Here is a 21,416-nt window from a genome sequence, read left to right as displayed (position 1 = left end):
TATTTTTAGGTTTTTGGGCTTTAAATGCGGTTTTTTGTAATTATCAGAACGGCCATAATGGATAACAAGAACTTTACGAAATTAGTTGAATTGCTCGAACAGGAATCAGCAGCCCGTATCGCATCTGAAACATCCAGATTAGCCGAAAATGCAGCTTCTGAGCAAATCATTTCAGATCTGAGTGCTACTATTAAACAACTTAATGAAACCATAGGTGGGCTTCTGGAAGAAATACGTTTGCTAAAGGGGCCTAAAAAAAATAGTAGAAACAGCTCTCTTCCTCCTTCAAAAGATGAAAACAGCCCTCCTCGAACCACTAGTTTACGAAAATCCAGCGGAAAGTCTTCCGGAGGTCAAAAGGGGCATGAAGGCAGTACTTTAAAGATGAGCGCTTGCCCTGAGGACATCGTAGAACACAGTCCGGGATTTTGTAACTGTTGTGGATTGGATCTGCAAGACTTTCAGGCAGAATTGACCAGTTGCCAGCAAATGGTTGATATTCCTCTCACCAAGCCTTTGTACACCGAACATCGCATCTTCAGCAAAACCTGTTTATGCGGACACCAGACTATAGCAAGTTTTCCTTCCGGGGGCAATGCTCCTATTAGTTATGGTCCAAAAACCACTGCTCTGATCGCTTATTTGCATACCCGGCAATATGTTCCTTTAGCAAGGATCAGCGAGTTCTTTAATTCGGTATATAGCATGCCTATCAGTGAGGGGACTGTTAGTGGTATTCTGGATCGCTTTGCCAAAAAATCACTACCCGCATTAGAGCTAATTAAGCAGACCATTTAGGAGATACTAAAAATGCGATACTCTGGCAAGAAAAAGCGGTTTCAATAACTTCTGAAGATAGAAGAGAAGAGCTTCAAATTAATTTGGACAAAATGAAAAAAGCATTTCCAACTTGGTAATGAAACAAAAAAGCTCCAGTGTATTTCACTGGAGCTATAAATAGAAAATATAAGATTAATTCAAATTAATCAAAAAGTCTTCTTTGCTAAAACGTACTTTTTTCATGTTTAAGTTCCAGTCATTTTCTGTGTCACGGTAGCCTAAAGCTAAGATAGTAACGGATTTCAAACCTAATTTTTCTAAGCCTAACAATTCGTCCAAGTCGGCATTAATAAAGCCTTCCATTGGTGTTGCATCTACACGTTGTTCCGCTGCAGCAGCAATGGCAAGACCAAAACCAATGTAAGCTTGGCGTGCAGTATGGTTGAAATGTTGTTCTGGTGTTTGTTTTGAAAAACTTGCCCATAACATATTTTTATAATCATTTGAATATCCTTCTGGAAGATTTCTTTCACGTTCGCTGAATGAGAAAACTTCGTTTAAATACTCTTCTGTATAACTTTCATGCGCAGCGAATACCAATAAATGCGAAGCATCTACGATTTGTGTTTGTCCAAAAGCAATAGGCTGAATTTTAGCTTTCAACTCAGGATCTGTTATTTGAATAACTTTGAAAGGTTGTAAACCTGATGAAGTAGGAGCAAGACGAGTTGCTTCGATGATATAATCTACTTTTTCTTGTGCAACTTGCTCACCGTTCATTTTCTTAGTTGCGTATCTCCATTGTAAGTCTTGTAATAAGCTCATATTATTAATTTTGTTTTTGTAATGTATAAATAAATCCTTCGACAGCATCTAAAACTGTTGGAGGTGGTAATTCTGCTATTTTTTGATTCGACAATAAATCTATTGCGATAAAACCATGCAACATAGACCAGAATGTTTTCAGTTTTAGGTGTCTATCTGCTTGACTATTATTGCTCGCTGTTAACACGTTGTCAATTGCATCCAACATAATTTTAGAGCTCGCTTTCATCTCTTCCGAACTGTTTATCGTTTCACACGCTGGAATACCTAAACCAAACATAATACGATAGTATTGTGTGTTTTCTGAGGCAAACTTCCAATACGCTAATGCAATCTGTTTCAAATGATCAATTTGATCCTTTGCAATTTCCTTGGACCCATCTAAATTAGTAGCTAATTTGGAAAATCCCTCTTTAGAGAAATATTCAACTATAGCCTCTTTATTCTCAAAGTGCTTATAGATTACAGGAACACTGTAATTAATAGCATCTGCTATCTTACGAATTGATAGTGATTGCCAACCTTCTTCTTGAATAATCTTCCAAGATTGGTCTATTATACCTTGCCTTAGTTCTTGAATTTCTTTCTCTCTTCTCGATAACATTTTATTATTGTTGAATATGCAACTTGTTAACAGTGTTAACAAAAGTAACACTGTTATTTTATTCTCCAAAATATTTTAAAAAATCAGACTTTTCGTTGACAAAACCATTTTAATATTCGATATTATCGCAGAATACGAGAAATAAAATTTATTTTAGGTCTTAATCTTTATAGTAAAATTATATGCAAAAAAAAGTTTCTCTGGTATTAGGTAGTGGTGGTGCACGTGGAGTTACGCAATTGGGTGTTATTAAATGGCTTATCGAAAATGGATTTGAAATAAATGAAGTCGTAGGTTGTTCAATCGGTGCATTGGTAGGTGCTGCATTTGCTGAAGGCAAAAATGTAGAGCTGGGTAATTGGATGTCTAAACTTACAAAGAGAGAGGTTTTTCTTTTGATGGATTTTTCGGATCCACGCTATGGGTTTTTGAAAGGACAGCGGGTATTGGCTACCATGCATGATGTGTTTGAAGATTTGCCAATTGAAAGTATGAAAATTAGGTATACTGCTGTTGCTACAGATTTGACAAATGAAGAAGATGTGGTTTTTCGAACTGGAAGTGTCTACAATGCAATTCGTGCATCAATCTCAATTCCGGGAGTTTTTAAATCCGTCGTTACTACAGATGGACGATTTTTAGTAGATGGTGGTGTTCTCAATCCTTTGCCAATTAATTATGTTCAATACAGAGAGAATCTAATTATTGCAGTTAATTTGGATGGAAACAGAGAACTTTTGTCGTCAATAGCCTATGATAAATTAAATGCTATTAGCGTGCTACAAGAGTCTTATTTAGCTATGCGAAGAAAATTAACACAGCTGAGTATTGAGCTTTATAAACCTAATTACGTGATAAACGTGCCACATAATATTGCAGGTATTTGGGATTTCGATCGTTCGAAATTTTTGATTGATAAAGGGTACGAATTGGCTCAAACCAACTTGGGGCATTTAGTAAAAAAGTAAGGGATTAAAACATAGTTTTAATCCCTTTATAATTCTGTGAAATCCGCTAACTTTTAGCAAATTTTCATTTTGTGTTTCTAATATAATAACGCAGGTGCATTCCCGATATTGTGTAAAATAGAAAATTATTTTTTTCTAATCGATACTGCGTTTTTGTGTGCGTGGAGACCTTCAAGCTCCGCTAAAATTTCAACAGTAGAACCAATGTGTTGCAATCCTTCTTCGTTAATCGATTGGAAAGTGATTTTTTTCACAAACGAATCTACCGATACGCCAGAATACGAACGCGCGTAGCCTGAAGTTGGTAAAGTGTGGTTTGTTCCTGACGCATAATCACCTGCACTTTCTGGAGTCAGATGTCCTAGGAATACGGATCCTGCGTTCAATATCAATGAAGTTATTGTCTGCCAGTGATCAGACTCAATGATTAAATGTTCTGGAGCGTAAATATTCGAAAACAGCATAGCTTCTTTCAAATCCTGAGTAACTACAGCATATGAATTGTCTATTGCTTTACGTGCAATTTCTTGACGAGGCAAAACAGTTAATTGCGTTTCTAGTTCAGCATTAACTTGGTTCACAAAATCAGCTTCTGTTGTGACCAATACTGCTTGACTATCTTCACCGTGTTCCGCTTGTGCCAACAAATCGGCAGCTACGTATGCAGGATTGGCTGTTTTATCAGCAATCACCAATACTTCCGAAGGACCAGCAGGCATATCGATACTCACATTGGTCAGGCTTTGAATAGTGCTCTTTGCTTTGGTAACAAATTGATTTCCTGGTCCAAATATTTTATCAACTTTAGGAATACTTGAAGTTCCAAAAGCCATCGCTGCTACAGCTTGCGCACCACCAACCAAATAGATTCGTTCAATCTTCAACAACAACAAACAGTAGGCAACGAAACCATTGATCTTACCGTTTTTTTGTGGAGGTGAACAAACCACGATTTCTTTGCAACCAGCGATACGAGCTGGAACACCCAACATCAAAAGGGTAGAAGGTAATACTGCTGAGCCGCCAGGAATGTACAATCCTACTTTCTCAATAGGACGTACTTCACGCCAACATTTTACACCAGGCATTGTTTCGACAACACGCTCACGCTTCAGTTGCGTGCTGTGAAATTTGTGTATATTTTGAAAAGCAATTTCTAAAGCACGTTGTTGATCACGGCTTATGGTTGAAGCTAGTTCTTCAATTTCTGTTTTATCCAAATACAATTTATCCAGTTGCACTTGGTCAAATTTAGCCGCATAATTTACCAAAGCCGAATCGCCGTGTTGACGTACTTCTTCAATAATATCATTTACAGTAGATTGAAAAGATTGATTGGGGTCCGAATTACGTAATACCAATTTGTCTATTTCTGCTGTAGAAAGATCTGCGTATGTATAAGTTTTTAACATTATAAAATAATCTTTTCGATAGGCATTACGACAATACCTTGTGCGCCAGCTGATTTTAAAACATTGATTTTACCCCAAAAATCATCTTCAGAGATTACAGTGTGAACTGCCACCCAACCCTCTTCTGCTAGAGGCATTACGGTAGGACTTTTTACACCGTGCAGTAATTCTGTGATCTTCGGTAAATTTGCCTTTTCTACATTCAACACGACATATTTCGTTTCTTTAGCACGTAATACGGATTGAATACGCTGTAGAAGTTCGGCTAAAATTTCATTATCTTCTAAACCTTTGCGACCAATAAGGATGGCTTCTGATTTACGTACATCAGCAAAAGGTTTTAAACCGTTGCTTTTCAAAGTACCACCAGTAGATACGATATCGCAAATCGCATCACTCAATCCTAATCCTGGCGCAATTTCCACTGACCCCGAAATTGTTTGAATATCAGCCTCAATTTTGTATTCATCCAAGAAAGACTTCAAAATCACAGGATATGAAGTCGCGATAGATTTACCATTTAAGTCACTTAGCTCTTTAATCGTAGAATCTTTGGCAATGGCTAATTTCAATGTACATTTACCAAAACCCAAACGTTGCAAATATTCGACATCCGCTTGCGTCTCGTCTATAACATTCTCTCCAACAATACCCAAATCTGCAATTCCTTGATCAACGTATCCTGGAATATCGTCATCTCTTAAAAATAAAATTTCAAGGTTGAAGTTCGAAGCGGTTGTTATAAGGGAGCTTTTGTAATTTTCGAAGTCTAGACCACAGTTTTTTAATAACTGTACTGATTTTTCATTTAATCTACCCGATTTCTGGATAGCTATTTTTAGATTTTTCAAAACTGATTGCTTTTGGTGCTTAAATATTATTAATAATACTGACTATTGGGAAAAAGATGCTTCACGTAGAAACATATAACATTACATATCGCCACAATGGCGATGATGTGTAAGCATATAGTATGTGAAGAATTTTGTCATTTATCAAATAATACTGCGGCAAATTTAACCGAATATTATAGTTTTTGCAAACCTTTTTCATTTTTATTGAAAATTAATCAAACGGTTGAGTAATTGATTAAAATGGGATTTTGAATTTGTGCCAATTTCGTTACTTAAAACTTAATTTTTGGAACAGTATTTTAGATTCAAATTATATAATTATAAACATGAAAAAATATTTGATTCTATCTTTTGTAATTGCTTTTTTGGGGAATGTTTGCGCACAAACTAAATCTGATATTACAAAAGTTAATGCGGATTTAGCGGTATTTGAAGATGGGTTAGGTCTTAAGCTAAAGAAAAATGCAAACAAGAAGGCTATCGAAAGTATTTCAAATCCTGGAATAAAGGAAGTAGCAACAGCAATCTTGTCTAAAAAATATAAACCTACGTATAAGTATGCTACTTATCCAGCTATTTTAAACCCCAGAACATTAGGTCGTGATTTGAGTATTGGTGATGGATATAGTAAATACGAAAATGTAACAGGAGTTTATCTAGAAAAGGGTGAGCATGTTGTTTTAGTCGATGGTATTGCAGAGGGTAAAGAGGTGAAATTGTTTATTCCAAATTGGTTGCGTAAAGCACCTAACCCCGAAAAGCCTACTGAAGATCCGAATGGTTGGGGACTGCACAAGCAAGAGTTTATATTAAAAAACGGCGTAAATATCATCAATTTGGATAAATACGGTAGCTTAGCTTATATAGTTTATTTTTCAGAAACACCTGAAAAGGAAAATCCTATCTCCGTTCACTTTATTACAGGAAAAGAAAATGGCTATTTCGATATCGAAAAACATAAAGATGCGGATTGGAATGCTTTCATCGATAATGCAGTTTATCCTATTTTGGATGCAAAAGGAAAACACATTCAAACGGCATATCCTGTGGAATCATTAAAAAAATATGCGTATGGAAGAGGTGTAGAATTGATTTCTAATTACGATTCATTGGTATACAGACAACATCGTTTGATGGGCTTGATTAAATACAATAAAGTTCCTAAGAATAGAATTTTGTCTCGCGTAAACTATAATTATTACATGTTTAGAGACGGTGATGGTGTAGCGTATATGGGGGATAAGGTTGGTTATGCGATGCGCATGGTTGTGAATCCAGATGTGGTTATCAAGGGCGATCCATGTTGGGGTTTCAGTCACGAAGTAGGGCATGTTCATCAGACACGTCCAATGTTCAATTGGGGAGGATTAGGTGAAGTGAGTAACAATTTATTCTCTCTGTATGTTACACGTTCTTTTGGAAATAAAACACGTATTTCAGAACAAAATAATTACGATAAAGCACGTAAGGACATCATTGAAAAAGGAATTTCTTACCTCGCAGATGAGGATGTATTTAATCGCTTGGTGATTTTTTGGCAATTACAATTATACTTTGAAGGCGTAGGACAAAATGCTGATTTTTACCCGGACTTATTTGAAGCTTTCAGAAAACAAGAAGCGGATAGAGGCACGTCAAGAACTGGAGATTGGGCTTCAGATAGACGCAGAGGCGAAAGAAACCCAGCTGTTCATCAGTTGAATTTTGTCAAAACAGCTTGCGAAGTTGCGAAAGTAGATTTAACAGACTTCTTTTCAAAATACGGGTTTTTCTATGTAGGTACATTGGAGTATGATGACTATGGGAAATACACGTACAAAATGACACAAGAAATGGTCGATAAATGTCTTGCTGATATTAAGGCATTAAATCTTATAAAACCAAAAATAGATATTACTACCTTGAGAGACTAAAACAGAAACCCCAGTTCTTAAATGACTGGGGTTTCTGTATTATTGTTTTCGATATAATTCGGATTTTTTATTATTCCAAATAGCTGATAAGGTATCAAAAAAAGAAAAGGTACTAGCGATCCAACTATCCCATAATAGGCATCAATTATATCCATAGTATTGATGAATGGTAAAAATAATTCATAAACAAGATTTGCTATTATAAGAAGACCTGCTACAATGTAAGCACCTTTGATAGATTTATTTTGTATTCCGCCAATGAAACCAGCCAACAGTACAAGAATAAGTGATATTGAAAAATTAGATATGTGACTTGTATAATTAGGGAATACATTTTGCAAAAAGTCAAAACGCAAAGATTCTTCTTTTTTGTATAAGAAAATAAGCATTGCAAAGAGCAAAAAAGCAAAATAGATAAGTGTGCTCCATATTTTGGGTACATATTTCAAATTGGCTAGTGGATTCGATGCAACTTTCATAATTTATATTAATTATAATTTTATTTTAAATTAATACTTTTGTTTGATATGTTGTCAGCGATCCTAAAACTTTTGAAAGATTTTTAGGTTTAGTACAGTATGCGCTTGATTCAATTTCGTCCTGAGGGAATATACTGTGTGCCTGGTAAATTTTATATTGACCCCTGGCGACCTGTAGATTTAGCTTTAATTACGCATGGTCATGCCGATCATGCGCGATGGGGAATGAAAAAGTATTTGTGTCATCATTTTACAGTTCCTATTCTCCAAAGTCGGATTAGTCCAGACATCCAAGTTCAGGGCATAGGTTATAATGAATCCATTATGATAAATGATGTAAAAGTTTCTTTTCATCCCGCGGGACATATTATTGGTTCTGCACAAATTCGTATGGAGTACAAAGGTAAAATCGCTGTGATTTCGGGTGATTACAAATTGCAAGATGATGGTCTTTCGACCCCTTTTGAGCCTGTCAAATGCCACGAATATGTGAGTGAAAGTACATTCGGATTGCCAATTTATCAGTGGAAATCTGTAGAGAAGCAAAATACTGAAATGGCAGATTGGGTTGTTCAAAACCAATCTTATCAAAAAACCTCAGTATTTGTTGGGTATTCTTTAGGGAAAGCACAGCGCATTATGAAAGCTGTGGAAGGTGCGGCTCCAATATATGTACATTACTCTATTCATAAACTCAACGAAGCATACAAAAGTGTCGGAATTCAATTGCCAGAATATGAGGTTTTAGATTTCAGAGAAGACGTAAAACACGTTAATCGAGGTGTTGTAATTGTGCCTCCATCATTAGTTGATTCGAATGTAATTCGCAAAATTCCGAATATGGCTTACGCGATTTGTTCAGGTTGGATGACTGTGCGCGGCGCACGAAGGTGGCGAAGTGCTGACGCTGGTTTTGCTATTAGTGATCATGCCGATTGGAATGATTTATTGACAGCAATGAAAATGACGGAAGCGGAAAAAGTTTATGTCACGCACGGGCAAACTGCAGTGTTTTCAAAATATTTAAATGAAATCGGAATTGAGTCGGAAGAAGTGAAAACAGAATTTGGCGAAGAGGAAGATGAGGCCGTTTCTAATAAAGAGGGAGGGGAAGTATGAGAGCTTTCGCCACACTAGTTCATGCTTTGGATAGTACAAACAAGACTACCCAAAAGATGGAAGCGGTTCATCATTTTTTCAAAGAGGCGGATGATAAAGATAAATTGTGGTTTTTGGCTTTATTTAGTGGACGGCGACCAAATCGAGGAGTTTCAACTACTTTATTGCGGGAATGGGCAAAGGAAATTACGCAAATACCTGAATGGCTTTTTTTAGAGTCGTATTCTTCTGTAGGTGATTTGGGTGAAACGATTTCACTATTATTACCCGAACCGCAAGGTTATTTGGATTTTTCATTAGCGGAATGGATGGATAAAATAAATTTATTATCCTCTTATTCCGAAAAAGAAAAAAAGGAGTTTATCATACATGTATGGAATAATTTGCCGCATCAGGAACGTTTTATTTTCAATAAACTTCTGGGTGGAAGTTTTCGGTTGGGTATTTCGACCAAAGGCCTGATTAATGCCATTTCATCGTATTACAACTTAGAAGCTAGTGCGGTATCGCACAGTATTATGGGCGATTGGACCGTTGAAAATTCTAATTTTGAGCAACTCATTCATGGGGAATACATTGACAGTAATTTATCTAAACCTTATCCATTTTGTTTGGCGTATCCGATTGAAGATGTGGAATTGACGTTAGAAAATTTGGCAGATTGGCAAATTGAATACAAATGGGACGGAATTAGAGGACAAGTTATCAAGCGTAACGATGAAATTTTCATTTGGTCCCGTGGGGAGGAGTTGGTTACGGGACAATTTCCAGAAATAGTTGAGGAGATTAAAACTTGGGAGGGTGATTTTGTAGTGGATGGGGAAATTTTAGCTATCGCTAATGGCGATATACTAAATTTCACAGCTTTACAAAAAAGATTGAATCGCAAAGTGCTTTCAAAAAAGATTTTAGAGGAAGTGCCAATCGGCATGTTTTTGTACGATATTTTGGAATTTAACCATCAGGATTTACGAAACGAGCCTATGCAGGAGCGTAGAAAAATTTTGGAACAGTTAGTTAATAAAAATACACTGCAACATATTAAAATATCAACCTTAATTACTGCGAACGATTTAGAGAAATTGCGGGAAATACGTGAACAAGCGCGTGATATAAACAGCGAAGGGTTGATGCTAAAGCATAAGAATTCGATGTATCATGTGGGGCGCAAGAAAGGAGACTGGTGGAAATGGAAAATTGATCCTTTGACGATTGATGTGGTATTGATTTATGCGCAAAAGGGAAGTGGACGAAGAAGTAGCCAATATACAGATTATACTTTTGCAGTACGTAATGGTGAAAATTTAGTCACTATTGCTAAGGCATATTCAGGACTAACAGATAAAGAAATACAGGAAGTGAGTCGTTTTGTTAACAAAAATGCTGTAGAAAAATTTGGTCCTGTACGGACGGTAAAACCAGAATTAGTTTTTGAAATTGCATTTGAAGGAATCGGTTGGAGTTCAAGACATAAAGCTGGTGTTGCATTACGTTTTCCTCGTATTTTACGATGGCGTAAGGATAAAACCGTAGCAGAAATCGATGATTTAGAGAATGTTAAAAAATTAATAAATTAAATTTTCATTTGGATTAAATATACAAGTCATGTTGAATATTGTAGAGCTGACTTTTCTTCTAAGGTTGAAACACATATCTTAAGTTCAGTATGACTGTTAAATTCATAAAATAGGGTGAGTAAATTCGAACAAACATCAGGTTACGAAATTGTGACATCATGGTTGCAAGATCATGGTCGAACCCCATTTACTTTTCAGAGTCAAACCTGGGAAAAGATATACAATGGATATAGCGGGATGGTCGTGGCTCCAACGGGTTTTGGTAAGACGTATTCCGTATTTCTTGGTATTTTAATCGATTACATGAATCGACCTGAAACGTTTAAGAAAGGTCTTAAAGCTATTTGGATTACTCCACTTCGGTCTTTGGCAAAGGATTTGGCGCGGGCTATGCAAGAAGCGATTGACCAAATCGGTTTGGATTGGGTTGTTGAGGTTCGAAATGGCGATACCGATGTCAAGATAAAACAACGGCAGAGTAAACAAATGCCTGATGTGTTATTGTTAACACCCGAAAGTTGGCATTTGCTCTTAGCGCAGAAAGGCAGGGATAAATTCTTTGCTAACCTCAAAGCTGTTGTTATTGATGAGTGGCACGAGTTATTGAGTAGCAAACGTGGAGTAATGGTCGAATTGGCTATTGCTTACTTAAAACAGTACAAACCGAATTTATTGGTTTGGGGTATTACCGCTACTATTGGAAATTTGGATGAAGCAATGGAAGTGTTGATTCCTTATTCAGTAAAGAAAATTAAGATTGTCGCCAAAGAGAAAAAGCTAATCGATATAGTTTCGGTTTTTCCACCAGAAGTAGAAATTTTACCATGGGCTGGACATTTGGGTGGTAAGCTTGTGGATGAGGTAGTTCCGATTATTTTAAATAGCAAGTCCACTATTGTTTTTACCAATACGCGAAGTCAAAGTGAATATTGGTATCAAATTTTACTAGATGCATACCCTGATTTTGCAGGTCAATTGGCGCTGCATCACGGTTCTATCGACATTCATATACGTACGTGGATAGAAGAAGCCTTGAGTGAGGGAAAGTTAAAGGCTGTCGTTTCAACGTCATCGTTGGATTTGGGTGTGGATTTTAAGCCTGTAGATACAGTTATACAAGTGGGTTCAAGTAAAGGTGTTGCGCGATTTATGCAGCGTGCGGGTAGAAGCGGTCACTCGCCATTTGAGGTTTCCAAAATATATTTTGTGCCAACACATTCCCTAGAACTGATTGAAGTCGCAGCACTCAAAGAAGCGGTGAAAATGAATTTGATTGAGGATCGCGAACCACTGGTTTTATGTTATGATGTATTGGTGCAATTTCTAGTAACCATAGCTTTGGGTGGTGGATTTCGCAAAGAAGAATTATTTGATGTAATTAAATCTGCGTATTCTTTTCAATGGATTACAGAAGAAGAATGGGATTGGTGCATTTCTTTTATCACCGTAGGTGGAAAGATTGGTAAGAATTACGAAGAATTTCACAAAGTGGTAAAAAATGAAGAAGGTGTTTATGTTGTAGAGAAGAGGAGAATTGCCATGTTGCATCGTATGAATCTAGGTGTGATTGTCTCTGACGCGATGGTAAAGGTTAAATTTTTAGGTGGCGGTTATATCGGGATGGTGGAAGAATATTTTATTACTAAGCTCAAGCAGGGTGATAAGTTTATTCTGGCAGGTCGAGTATTAGAGCTAATTCGTATCAAAGAAATGACGGCTTATGTGCGTGCTTCACAGGGAAAGGCTATAACACCAAGTTGGTTAGGTGGACGATTGCCTTTGAGTTCAAATCTAGGAGGATTGCTTCGGAAAAAGTTAGCAGACTCCAAAAATCCTACATCGCGCGAAAAGGAATTGAAATTTCTTCATCCGCTCGTCGCTAATCAAGTCGACAAATCGCATATTCCTTCGGAAAATGAATTTTTGGTAGAGAAGATAAAGACACGTGATGGATATCATCTGTTTATGTACCCTTTTGAAGGGCGATTGGTGCATGAGGTAATGTCCAGTTTGATGGCGTATCGCATCAGTGAATTGTATCCGATAAGTTTTTCGATGGCCATGAATGATTATGGTTTTGAGCTGTTTTCAGATACGGATATTGAGTTGAGTGAAGAACAGTTGAGGCATATTTTGCGCAAAGAAGACTTGATGAAGGATGTGACGGCTAGTATTAATGCGGCAGAAATGGCTAAACGGAAGTTTCGAGATATTGCTGTAATTGCAGGCTATGTGATTCAAAATCGCTATGGAAAACAACAAAATAATAAATCTCTACAAGCTTCTTCAGGAATTATTTTTCAAGTATTGGAAGAACATGAACCTAACAATTTGTTGCTTAGACAGGCTTATACGGAGGTTTTTAATCAGCAATTGGAGGAACCTCGTCTTATCCAAGCCTTTGAGCGTATTAATTCTTCAAAAATCATTTATAAATTTGCAGAAAGTTTCACGCCACTTAGTTTTCCTATCAAGGTTGACAGTTTGCGTCAATCGTTATCAAGTGAAGATCTTGGCGCACGGATTCAACGTATGCAGGAGCAGAGCAATAGATTAAATAGAAAGAGAAGATGATCATACATGAACAGGAAATCACCTGGGCAACACATAAATTAATACTTACTAACAAAAAAGCAATATACTGGCAAGCACAGAGAACGTTAATATTATCTGATTTGCATTTGGGTAAAGCAGCGCATTTCCGTCGCAATGGCATTCCCATTCCCGCGCAAATACACCAAAAAGATTTAGACCTTTTGGAAATTTTATTGCATTATTACGATGTTCAAAAAGTAATAGTTGTAGGAGATTTAATTCATGCCAATGCCAATGGAGAGGTTCTAGATTTTAAAAATTTTTTACAAAAATTTCAGGCTATTGAATTCATTCTTATCAAAGGAAATCATGACCGAATTGCGGATCGCAAAATATTAGATTTGGGTTTTAAATCGGTTTGCAATACCTTAAATGTAGAAGGCATTACGTTTGTGCATGAGCCCGAGAATTGTGCTGAATTTCAGATTTCAGGACATAATCATCCTGGAGTAACAGTGAAACTTCCTACAAACAAACACTTACGATTGCCTTCATTTGTTGTTTCCGAACAAATGATTATTTTACCAGCTTTCAGTCAATTTACAGGTTTAGATACCAAGCAAGTGCTGGACAAAGCGGTTAACTATGCGGTTTTGGATACTGGAATAATGGTAGTGAAATAAATTTCACACTAACTTTCTTTTTATATCTTTTTTCTTAATATTAAGCTGTAATTTCTTCCATCACAGTAGCGTTAATTTCTTAGTTTTAATAATTCTATTATTTTCAGAATGCTAAATATATTAGTATTTTTGTGTTTCAATCACACTAAGAAATGGATCGTTTAGAAGAAAAACTTAAAATTTTAGCTGATGCCGCGAAATACGATGTGAGTTGTAGTTCAAGTGGTAGTAAGCGAAAAAATATAGGTGGAATAGGGGATGCTTCACCTTCGGGGATTTGTCATTCGTATACGGAAGATGGTCGCTGTGTTTCATTATTGAAAATTCTTTTGACTAATCATTGCATTTACGATTGTGCATTTTGTGTGAGCCGCAAAAGTAACGATGTACAACGCGCTGCGTTCACGGTGGAAGAAGTCGTAAAATTGACAATGAATTTTTACCGAAGAAATTACATCGAAGGACTTTTTTTGAGTTCTGGTATTTTTAAGGACGCTGATTACACCATGGAGCGATTGTTGAAAATTGTCAAAAAACTTCGACTTGAAGAAAGGTATAACGGTTATATTCATTTGAAAACAATTCCAGGTGCGAGTGACGAAATGATTCGTGAGGCAGGTATGTATGTGGATCGTATGAGCATCAATCTCGAGATGCCGACTGAATTGGGACTGAAGTTAATGGCACCTGAAAAAGATCACCAATCGGTGAAGAAACCATTGAATTTTATTAATCAAGAAATTCAATCTTATAAACAAGAATCTAAGCTAATAAAACATAAACCTACTTTTGTTCCTGCGGGTCAAAGCACTCAAATGGTAATTGGAGCTACTCCAGAAAATGATTTTGAAATCATGTCCGTAGCGGATAAATTCTATAAAGACTACAATTTGAAGCGGGTATATTACAGCGGCTATATCCCTATTCAAAATGATAATTCATTATTACCACAAATAGGAACTAAACCTCCATTGATACGAGAGAATAGGTTGTATCAGACTGATTGGTTGTTACGATTTTATGGGTTTGAACTGAATGAAATATTAAATCCTTCATTTCAAGAATTGGATTTGGAAATTGATCCAAAATTGAGTTGGGCATTGCGCAATCCGCATCTTTTTCCTGTTGATATCAATACTGCTGATTACAATATGATTATTCGTATTCCAGGTATTGGACGACAGTCGGCACTGAAAATAATTAAAGCTAGAAAATTTGGAAGGCTACATGAATATCAAATAAAAAAAATGGGCATAGCTTTCAATAGAGCTCGACATTTTATGGTTTGTGCGGATTCACCGTTTCAATTAGGATTTGCTTCTATGGATCAAGTTCGTGCGCAAATAGTGAATAAAAGTGCATCTAAAACAAAACAATTGGTAAGCCCTCAACTGAATCTTTTTGCTTAATGTATTATATTTTCGATGGTACATACTATGGTTGGGTATGTTGTATTTTCGAAGCTTTCGAACGCAAGGATTTTTCGGTGAAGCCAATTACGAAAGAGTTGTATCTTCCTGATATTTTTGCGGAAGATATTTACATTCATACTGATTCAGAAAAAGCCAGTCGCGTTTTGAAAGGATTACAAGATCGTGTAGGTAAGAATATTGCGCTCGATTTTTTTCGTTCATTCCTTTTCGAAAGTCCAGAAGTTTGGCAAGCTGCATTTTATTTGTGTGTGCAAATTTTTAAAGGGAATAAAGACATTCTCTCCAATTTTGGTAATGATGCGGTCATGAAGTTTTCTGATGCGCTTAGAAAGATTAGTCGTGAACGTCATCGCATGAAAGCTTTTGTTCGTTTTCAGCAATCTTCAGATGGATTGTATTTCGCAGTTTTTGAACCAGATTTTAATGTGTTGCCTTTGATAATTTCGTTTTTTAAAAATAGATATACTGACCAGCCCTGGATTATTTATGATTTGAAAAGAAATTATGGCATCTATTGGGATAAAATTAATATAACTGAGGTTGAATTAAACGCTGCGGAAGTTAAAGATATGGTACATACTTCGACTGTAGTCTCCCTGGATGAGCAGGAGGAATACTACAAAAATTTATGGCAACAATATTTTAAAAGTACAAATATAGTCGCTAGAAAAAACATGAAATTACATCTTAGACATGTTCCAAGAAGATATTGGAAATATCTTCCCGAGAAAAATTAACCTAAATTAGCAATAGAACTTTTCATTTCGCTAATTTAGGTTAAATATGCGTTTAGTTTGAATTGATTGCATTCTTCAAATCGAATAAGGGTTCAGAGCTAGCGCATAATAACGATAAAAATTCGTTGCTGTCTTCACATTTTGTTGGTTTCTTGTTGAAAAGAAATGGTTCGATAGCCTCTATTGAAGGAGTATCTTTATGACATGAAAACTGAAAAAACTTCCCTTCATCGTTATTTTGAGAATATTCCCGATTATCGTATCTCTCGCAATAAAAAACACAGTTTGAGTGACGTGATTATCCTTTCCATCCTTAGAGCTTGTTTTTTATTTTTAAAGAAAAATGTTGAGATGGCGGGTCATGTTACTTTTAGGTATAAATTTTATTTGTTTTTACAAATTATTTTGAATTACGCCTTTAATGTAATAGCGATTGTGTCCAATGCCCTTTACCTGCTGAGTTTTATCTATAGAATATTCTTTGCCTACTGTATAGACAAATGTCTCTTTATTTTCGAAAAGTAAATTCTTAGTTTCTTTATTTATACTTATTTGTTTAGGAATATTATTATCGAAAATAATTCGTATACTCACCCTATTTTTGGAGTTATTAGGTGTTTCGAATGTTAATGTGTCACCGTTTCTTTTTTTAACGAATTCATCATTACCAGTTTTGTTTACGTCTATGTTTGCAAAGTTTGCAAGTTCCTTTTTCCAATTCGTAATTTTTAACTGTTTGCTTTCAGAAGATTTTTCGTTTGAAACCGTTTTTGTGACTAAAGGGTCTAAAGTTTGAAGTCTTTCAGTTTCTTGTTGGATGAAATTTGGAATATCGAAATAAGTTGAGTTTTCCTTTTGGATAATAGAGTTATTGCAGCTATTTAATGTAAAAACAACTGCAATAACACTTCGATATATAAATTTTAATCTGTGCAATACGCTATATTATTAACTAACCAAAACGTCACCAGACATTTCAATTGGAATATCCAAATTCAGTAATCTAAGTACTGTTGGAGCTATATCTCCCAGTTTACCATCTGAAATATTAGAATAATCTTTGTCGATCAGAATACAAGGAACAAGATTGGTCGTATGTGCAGTATTTGGTGAGCCATCTTCATTCAACATGAATTCAGAATTACCATGATCAGCCAAAATGATGAAAGAATATCCAAATTCTAAACCTGTCTCAACAACTTTTTTCAAACAGATATCCACTGTCTCCACAGCTTTCACTACGGCTTCGAATACTCCTGTATGTCCTACCATATCTGGATTTGCAAAGTTCAAGCAAATAAAATCTGGTTGGTTACTAATAATATCGTGACAAATAGAGTCCGCGATACCAAATGCACTCATCTCCGGCTGCAAATCATAAGTTGCAACTTTTGGTGATGGAACCAATAATCTTCTTTCACCTTGAAACTCTTGTTCACGGCCACCTGAAAAGAAAAATGTTACGTGCGGGTATTTTTCCGTTTCTGCAATACGAACCTGCGTCTTTCCTTGCGCTTCTAATGCTTCTCCCAAAGTATTTGTTAGATTGTCCTTCTGGAACACAACTTTGACACCTTTGAAGGTATCATCATAAGAAGTCATTGTAACATAATATAAATCCAAAGGCTTCATATTATATTCAGGAAATCCTTGTTGTGTTAATGCAATAGTAATTTCTCGACCACGGTCAGTTCTGAAGTTGTAGCAGAATACAACGTCGCCTTCTTGAATCGTCGCCTTAGGTGAGCCATCATGATTAGCTATAACAATGGGTTTTATGAATTCATCCGTTATACCATTTTTATAGGATTCTTTAATCGATTCTTGCAAATTTGATGAAGGTTGACCTACGCCTTTTGTTAGTAAATCATAAGTTTCTTTTACACGTTCCCAACGATTATCTCTATCCATCGCATAATAACGGCCAATAGCAGAAGCAATCGTTCCAGTAGACACGGTCAAATGATTTTCTAAATCTTTAACATAATCTAGACCACCATTTGGATCTGTATCACGACCATCTAAAAAAGCGTGAATAAAAACTTGTTCATTTGTTAAACCAGCTAATTTTGCAGCATCACACAATGCTTTGAGATGGGTAATATGTGCATGTACACCGCCATCAGACAATAATCCGATGAAATGTACTTTTTTGTTATTAAGCTTTGCATAGTCAAAGGCATCCTGTATAACTTGGTGGCTTTCGAAAATACCATCTTTTGCCGCTTTATTAATACGTCCTAATTCTTGATATACAACTCTACCTGCCCCTAGATTCATGTGACCTACTTCTGAATTACCCATTTGTCCTTCTGGGAGTCCGACAGCCTCTCCAGACGCTTCAAGTTTAGAATTTGGATATTTTTGTAATAAAGAATTTAAATAAGGAATCTTTGCAGATAAAACAGCATTTGAATTATCATTTTTGCCATAACCTAATCCATCCAGGATGATTAAGGCTACTTTCTTTTGATTTAAGTTGTCCACAGACAAATATAAAAAAACTACTCTTAAGTTATTAAATTCTGAAATTAAATTATTCATTTTTGAAAATATGCTATTTTCTCGCATTATTATTGGATGCAATCTATCGTAATTGATATATTCGCACATATTTTCTATTAAATGAACATAATTGTTGTTACAATAATTTCAATATTTTCTCTATTTAATCTGTCAGACAACAATGATATGGATAAAGTTGTTCTTGACGCATTAATGAATTCTGATGCAAAGAGACTGAGCAATCTTTTCACTTCATCGATAAAAATATCAATTCTTAAAGACGAACAAATAGCAAATAAATATCAAGCTGAGTTGATTGTCTCAGATTTTTTTAAAAACAATAAGCTTATTGAGATTAAAAGATTACCTCAACCGAAAAACATTTCTATTAACTGCTTGGTATATGAAGTTAGAACTGTGAAAGGACGACAGCGTATATTTATGAAAATTGTTAATTTGAAGAATAAAGATCACATATCTGAATTCAGAGTGGAATAGATTATATTTTTATCAAACATATATTTTACTCATCTTCGTTTTAGATTAGTTGTTGATAATAAATAAATAGAATGGATATAGCATATAAAAATCTCTTGAAAAAGTTTGTGGATCAGGCTGTTTTAGAAGATGTACAGGATGGTGATCATACCTCACTCGCTTCATTACCGGAGGATAAGATGGGCGAAGCAAAACTACTAGTGAAAGATGATGGTATCATTGCTGGGGTAGAGGTTGGGGTTGAGATTTTTAGTCATATTGACGAAAACCTTCAAGTTGAGATTCTTGTTAATGATGGAAGCATTGTTAAAAATGGAGATATTGTACTTTACGTAAAGGGAAGAATTCATTCTATACTTAAAGCGGAAAGGTTAGTTTTGAATGTAATGCAGCGTATGTCTGGTATTGCTTCGCGTACAGCTGAATATGTAAAACAGCTAGAAGGCACTAACACGAAAGTTCTTGATACTCGTAAGACTACACCGTTGTTGCGTTTTTTAGAGAAGCGCGCTGTAGTATTAGGTGGGGGAGTTAACCATCGATTTGGACTATATGATATGATTCTTATCAAAGACAATCATGTTGACTATGCAGGATCCATTACTAATGCTGTAAAAAATGCAGTAAAATATAAAAATGAAAAAAAATTAAACATTCCTATTGAAGTAGAGGTTCGTAACTTTGAAGAATTAGAAGAACTGTTGCATTGTACTGGTGTGGATCGCGTTATGTTTGATAATTTTACACCAGAAGATGTGAGAAAAGCAGTAAGCGTAGTTGCGGGTAAATTGATTACAGAGGCCTCTGGAGGAATTGACCTCAGTACAATTAGATCATACGCACTCTCAGGAGTGAATTATATATCTGTAGGGGCATTGACACACTCAGTGAAAAGTTTGGATTTGAGTTTAAAAGCTAAGCTTATTTAGTATTTTTGTTTAGGATTTAAATATTTTAATGATTTCATTATATTTATTTGGTATTGTAATACTCGCCTATTTGTTTGGTTCCATACCGACAGCAGTTTGGTTTGGACAAGCATTTTATGGTGTTGATGTGCGGGAGTATGGTAGTGGAAATGCCGGAGCAACGAATACATTTCGGGTTTTAGGAAAAAAGGCTGGAATTATTGTGATGTTAGTCGATATTTTCAAGGGTTGGACAGCTACTAATTTACCTTATTTATTAGATTCGGAAATCGTCGGTACGCATGATTCCGCGCACTTCGTAAACTTTCAACTCGCATTAGGTGTTATTGCTGTTCTAGGACATTTATTTCCCGTTTTTGCAGGCTTTAGAGGTGGAAAAGGAGTAGCCACACTCTTTGGGATGGTGATTGCGATACAGCCATTGGCAGCTTTGTGCTGTGTTACTGTATTTTTGGTGTGTTTGATTATTAGTCATTATGTATCATTGAGCTCTATACTTTCTGGCTTTACATTTCCCGTTAGTTTAGCACTTGTCATTAAGACAACTGTTCCCTCGGTAATGTTATATGCTATAGCAATATGCGTTTTGATTTTGATAACCCATCAGAAAAACATTGAGCGGCTTCTTAAAGGAAAAGAATCAAAAATATACTTGTTTAAAAAATCTTCAAAATAATTCTTCTTTCTTAAACTTTTAGGAATCATTATTGTATAATGTATTTAGAAGTTATTATAAATTTAAAAATATTATGAAAAAGATATTTACATATGCATCATTTGTGTTGTTGGGAGCAACATTAGTAGCATGCGCGACATCCGCAGTGACTGGAAGAAAATACTTAAAGTTAGTAGATAGCGAAACTATTAATCAGCAAGCTACATTGGCTTATAAAGAGTTTTTAAATGATAAAAATACGAAAGTAGTAACTGGTACTGCACAAGCTACTGCTGTCAAACGCGTTGGTAATAATATTGCGGCAGCAACGCAGCGCTATTTGCAACAAAAAGGAATCGCCGATAATTTCAATTTTAATTGGGAATTTAATCTTATACAAAATAGCGATGTTAATGCGTGGTGTATGCCAGGTGGCAAAGTTGCTGTATTCACAGGAATTCTTCCTATCTCAGGCACAGAGGGTGGGTTGGCGACTATAATGGGACATGAGATCGCGCACGCTTTAGAGGAGCATTCTGTAGCGCAGGTATCTAATCAAATGGCATTGCAATTAGGTGCACAAGTAATAGGTGCTGCTTCGCAAATGTCAAATAATAAAGGTGTCGCTGTTCTAAATCAAGTTTACGGTATTGGTGCACCATTGGGTATGTTGAAATTTTCTAGAAATGATGAGTTAGCAGCTGATAAAGCCGGATTGATTATTATGGCGATGGCGGGATATAATCCAAATGAAGCAGTGAAATTTTGGGAAAGAATGGCTTCAGCAAAATCAGGTGCGAATACGCCACCAGAATGGTTGAGCACACACCCTAGTGATGCTAGACGTATTTCTCAAATACAAGCATTAGTGCCTGAGGCAATGAAATATTATAAAAAGTAAGCAAATATA

The 21,416-nt window shown here is 35.9% G+C and carries 20 protein-coding genes; 13 read left to right on the top strand and 7 right to left on the bottom strand.

The genetic code is table 11. From position 1 onward, the window contains the following. Nucleotides 1–57: 57 nt before the first annotated feature. Complete coding sequence (locus tag FLS47_RS02455) at nucleotides 58–798, top strand: DUF6444 domain-containing protein (RefSeq protein ID WP_188347337.1); 741 nt, start codon at nucleotides 58–60, stop codon at nucleotides 796–798. A gap of 174 nt (nucleotides 799–972) precedes the next feature. Here the strand turns inward: FLS47_RS02455 and FLS47_RS02450 are convergent, their stop codons facing one another. Continuing rightward, nucleotides 973–1,605, bottom strand: coding sequence for a nitroreductase family protein (locus FLS47_RS02450; protein WP_149912812.1), 633 nt, complete (start codon nucleotides 1,603–1,605; stop codon nucleotides 973–975). Between the two features lie 4 nt (nucleotides 1,606–1,609). Continuing rightward, on the bottom strand, nucleotides 1,610–2,209 hold the full coding sequence (locus tag FLS47_RS02445) for a TetR/AcrR family transcriptional regulator (RefSeq protein WP_149912811.1): 600 nt from the start codon (nucleotides 2,207–2,209) through the stop codon (nucleotides 1,610–1,612). A 182-nt stretch (nucleotides 2,210–2,391) separates the two neighbouring features. Between FLS47_RS02445 and FLS47_RS02440 the strand changes: the two genes are divergently transcribed. Next, complete coding sequence (locus FLS47_RS02440) at nucleotides 2,392–3,177, top strand: patatin-like phospholipase family protein (protein ID WP_149912810.1); 786 nt, start codon at nucleotides 2,392–2,394, stop codon at nucleotides 3,175–3,177. Between the two features lie 125 nt (nucleotides 3,178–3,302). On the opposite strand, the gene hisD is transcribed toward FLS47_RS02440, so the two are convergent. Together hisD and hisG are read right to left on the bottom strand one after the other, a co-directional pair. Then, nucleotides 3,303–4,589 carry a histidinol dehydrogenase gene (hisD, locus tag FLS47_RS02435; protein ID WP_149912809.1) on the bottom strand — a complete coding sequence of 429 codons (1,287 nt, stop codon included), beginning with the start codon at nucleotides 4,587–4,589 and terminating at the stop codon, nucleotides 3,303–3,305. Beyond that, nucleotides 4,589–5,440: an ATP phosphoribosyltransferase gene (gene hisG / locus FLS47_RS02430; RefSeq protein ID WP_149912808.1), complete on the bottom strand. Its 852-nt coding sequence runs from the start codon at nucleotides 5,438–5,440 to the stop codon at nucleotides 4,589–4,591. Before hisG ends, hisD begins: the two co-directional genes overlap by 1 nt. A 329-nt stretch (nucleotides 5,441–5,769) precedes the next feature. On the opposite strand from hisG, the gene FLS47_RS02425 reads away from it, so the two are divergent. Beyond that, nucleotides 5,770–7,356: a M60 family metallopeptidase gene (locus FLS47_RS02425; protein WP_149912807.1), complete on the top strand. Its 1,587-nt coding sequence runs from the start codon at nucleotides 5,770–5,772 to the stop codon at nucleotides 7,354–7,356. 17 nt (nucleotides 7,357–7,373) lie between these two features. Here the strand turns inward: FLS47_RS02425 and FLS47_RS02420 are convergent, their stop codons facing one another. After that, complete coding sequence (locus FLS47_RS02420) at nucleotides 7,374–7,835, bottom strand: hypothetical protein (protein WP_149912806.1); 462 nt, start codon at nucleotides 7,833–7,835, stop codon at nucleotides 7,374–7,376. Between the two features lie 99 nt (nucleotides 7,836–7,934). Here FLS47_RS02420 and FLS47_RS02415 point away from each other — a divergent pair, with 99 nt between their 5' ends. The 6 genes from FLS47_RS02415 (at nucleotide 7,935) to FLS47_RS02390 (ending at nucleotide 15,919) form a co-directional block, all read left to right on the top strand. Then, a complete protein-coding gene (locus tag FLS47_RS02415; RefSeq protein WP_149912805.1) occupies nucleotides 7,935–8,954 on the top strand; it encodes a ligase-associated DNA damage response exonuclease in 1,020 nt (339 codons plus the stop codon). Then, a complete protein-coding gene (locus FLS47_RS02410) occupies nucleotides 8,951–10,531 on the top strand; it encodes an ATP-dependent DNA ligase (RefSeq protein WP_149912804.1) in 1,581 nt (526 codons plus the stop codon). Before FLS47_RS02415 ends, FLS47_RS02410 begins: the two co-directional genes overlap by 4 nt. 114 nt (nucleotides 10,532–10,645) lie before the next feature. Further along, nucleotides 10,646–13,105 carry a ligase-associated DNA damage response DEXH box helicase gene (locus FLS47_RS02405; protein ID WP_149912803.1) on the top strand — a complete coding sequence of 820 codons (2,460 nt, stop codon included), beginning with the start codon at nucleotides 10,646–10,648 and terminating at the stop codon, nucleotides 13,103–13,105. Continuing rightward, nucleotides 13,102–13,749 (top strand): ligase-associated DNA damage response endonuclease PdeM, encoded by a 648-nt coding sequence (gene pdeM / locus FLS47_RS02400; RefSeq protein WP_149912802.1) that lies wholly within the window; start codon nucleotides 13,102–13,104, stop codon nucleotides 13,747–13,749. The genes FLS47_RS02405 and pdeM overlap by 4 nt, the downstream gene beginning before the upstream one ends. 152 nt (nucleotides 13,750–13,901) lie before the next feature. Beyond that, nucleotides 13,902–15,158, top strand: coding sequence for a putative DNA modification/repair radical SAM protein (locus FLS47_RS02395; protein WP_149912801.1), 1,257 nt, complete (start codon nucleotides 13,902–13,904; stop codon nucleotides 15,156–15,158). Next, complete coding sequence (locus FLS47_RS02390) at nucleotides 15,158–15,919, top strand: TIGR03915 family putative DNA repair protein (protein WP_149912800.1); 762 nt, start codon at nucleotides 15,158–15,160, stop codon at nucleotides 15,917–15,919. The genes FLS47_RS02395 and FLS47_RS02390 overlap by 1 nt, the downstream gene beginning before the upstream one ends. Before the next feature lie 393 nt (nucleotides 15,920–16,312). Here the strand turns inward: FLS47_RS02390 and FLS47_RS02385 are convergent, their stop codons facing one another. Both FLS47_RS02385 and gpmI read right to left on the bottom strand, forming a co-directional pair. Further along, nucleotides 16,313–16,855 carry a hypothetical protein gene (locus FLS47_RS02385; protein ID WP_149912799.1) on the bottom strand — a complete coding sequence of 181 codons (543 nt, stop codon included), beginning with the start codon at nucleotides 16,853–16,855 and terminating at the stop codon, nucleotides 16,313–16,315. A gap of 12 nt (nucleotides 16,856–16,867) precedes the next feature. Beyond that, a complete protein-coding gene (gpmI, locus tag FLS47_RS02380; RefSeq protein WP_149912798.1) occupies nucleotides 16,868–18,463 on the bottom strand; it encodes a 2,3-bisphosphoglycerate-independent phosphoglycerate mutase in 1,596 nt (531 codons plus the stop codon). Between the two features lie 147 nt (nucleotides 18,464–18,610). Here gpmI and FLS47_RS02375 point away from each other — a divergent pair, with 147 nt between their 5' ends. The 4 genes from FLS47_RS02375 to FLS47_RS02360 all read left to right on the top strand — a co-directional run bounded on the left by FLS47_RS02375 (nucleotide 18,611) and on the right by FLS47_RS02360 (nucleotide 21,407). After that, a complete protein-coding gene (locus FLS47_RS02375) occupies nucleotides 18,611–18,922 on the top strand; it encodes a DUF4783 domain-containing protein (protein ID WP_188347336.1) in 312 nt (103 codons plus the stop codon). A gap of 71 nt (nucleotides 18,923–18,993) precedes the next feature. After that, complete coding sequence (gene nadC, locus FLS47_RS02370) at nucleotides 18,994–19,851, top strand: carboxylating nicotinate-nucleotide diphosphorylase (RefSeq protein ID WP_149912796.1); 858 nt, start codon at nucleotides 18,994–18,996, stop codon at nucleotides 19,849–19,851. Between the two features lie 28 nt (nucleotides 19,852–19,879). Next, complete coding sequence (gene plsY / locus FLS47_RS02365) at nucleotides 19,880–20,527, top strand: glycerol-3-phosphate 1-O-acyltransferase PlsY (RefSeq protein WP_149912795.1); 648 nt, start codon at nucleotides 19,880–19,882, stop codon at nucleotides 20,525–20,527. A gap of 73 nt (nucleotides 20,528–20,600) precedes the next feature. After that, complete coding sequence (locus tag FLS47_RS02360) at nucleotides 20,601–21,407, top strand: M48 family metallopeptidase (RefSeq protein WP_149912794.1); 807 nt, start codon at nucleotides 20,601–20,603, stop codon at nucleotides 21,405–21,407. Nucleotides 21,408–21,416 lie beyond the last annotated feature (9 nt).

Source organism: Sphingobacterium cavernae (assembly GCF_008520265.1).
Taxonomy (GTDB): Bacteria; Bacteroidota; Bacteroidia; order Sphingobacteriales; family Sphingobacteriaceae; genus Sphingobacterium; species Sphingobacterium cavernae.
This window is presented reverse-complemented; position numbering and strand designations above follow the sequence as displayed.

Bases quoted from the DNA above. Each gene is read 5' to 3' on its own strand.
- FLS47_RS02440 (WP_149912810.1), top strand. From the start codon at position 2,392: ATGCAAAAAAAAGTTTCTCTGGTATTAGGTAGTGGTGGTGCACGTGGA.
- gpmI (WP_149912798.1), bottom strand. From the start codon at position 18,463: ATGAATAATTTAATTTCAGAATTTAATAACTTAAGAGTAGTTTTTTTA.
- FLS47_RS02420 (WP_149912806.1), bottom strand. From the start codon at position 7,835: ATGAAAGTTGCATCGAATCCACTAGCCAATTTGAAATATGTACCCAAA.
- FLS47_RS02415 (WP_149912805.1), top strand. From the start codon at position 7,935: ATGCGCTTGATTCAATTTCGTCCTGAGGGAATATACTGTGTGCCTGGT.
- plsY (WP_149912795.1), top strand. From the start codon at position 19,880: ATGATTTCATTATATTTATTTGGTATTGTAATACTCGCCTATTTGTTT.
- FLS47_RS02425 (WP_149912807.1), top strand. From the start codon at position 5,770: ATGAAAAAATATTTGATTCTATCTTTTGTAATTGCTTTTTTGGGGAAT.
- FLS47_RS02445 (WP_149912811.1), bottom strand. From the start codon at position 2,209: ATGTTATCGAGAAGAGAGAAAGAAATTCAAGAACTAAGGCAAGGTATA.
- FLS47_RS02455 (WP_188347337.1), top strand. From the start codon at position 58: ATGGATAACAAGAACTTTACGAAATTAGTTGAATTGCTCGAACAGGAA.
- FLS47_RS02395 (WP_149912801.1), top strand. From the start codon at position 13,902: ATGGATCGTTTAGAAGAAAAACTTAAAATTTTAGCTGATGCCGCGAAA.
- pdeM (WP_149912802.1), top strand. From the start codon at position 13,102: ATGATCATACATGAACAGGAAATCACCTGGGCAACACATAAATTAATA.
- FLS47_RS02360 (WP_149912794.1), top strand. From the start codon at position 20,601: ATGAAAAAGATATTTACATATGCATCATTTGTGTTGTTGGGAGCAACA.
- FLS47_RS02375 (WP_188347336.1), top strand. From the start codon at position 18,611: ATGGATAAAGTTGTTCTTGACGCATTAATGAATTCTGATGCAAAGAGA.
- nadC (WP_149912796.1), top strand. From the start codon at position 18,994: ATGGATATAGCATATAAAAATCTCTTGAAAAAGTTTGTGGATCAGGCT.
- FLS47_RS02410 (WP_149912804.1), top strand. From the start codon at position 8,951: ATGAGAGCTTTCGCCACACTAGTTCATGCTTTGGATAGTACAAACAAG.
- hisD (WP_149912809.1), bottom strand. From the start codon at position 4,589: ATGTTAAAAACTTATACATACGCAGATCTTTCTACAGCAGAAATAGAC.
- FLS47_RS02450 (WP_149912812.1), bottom strand. From the start codon at position 1,605: ATGAGCTTATTACAAGACTTACAATGGAGATACGCAACTAAGAAAATG.
- FLS47_RS02390 (WP_149912800.1), top strand. From the start codon at position 15,158: ATGTATTATATTTTCGATGGTACATACTATGGTTGGGTATGTTGTATT.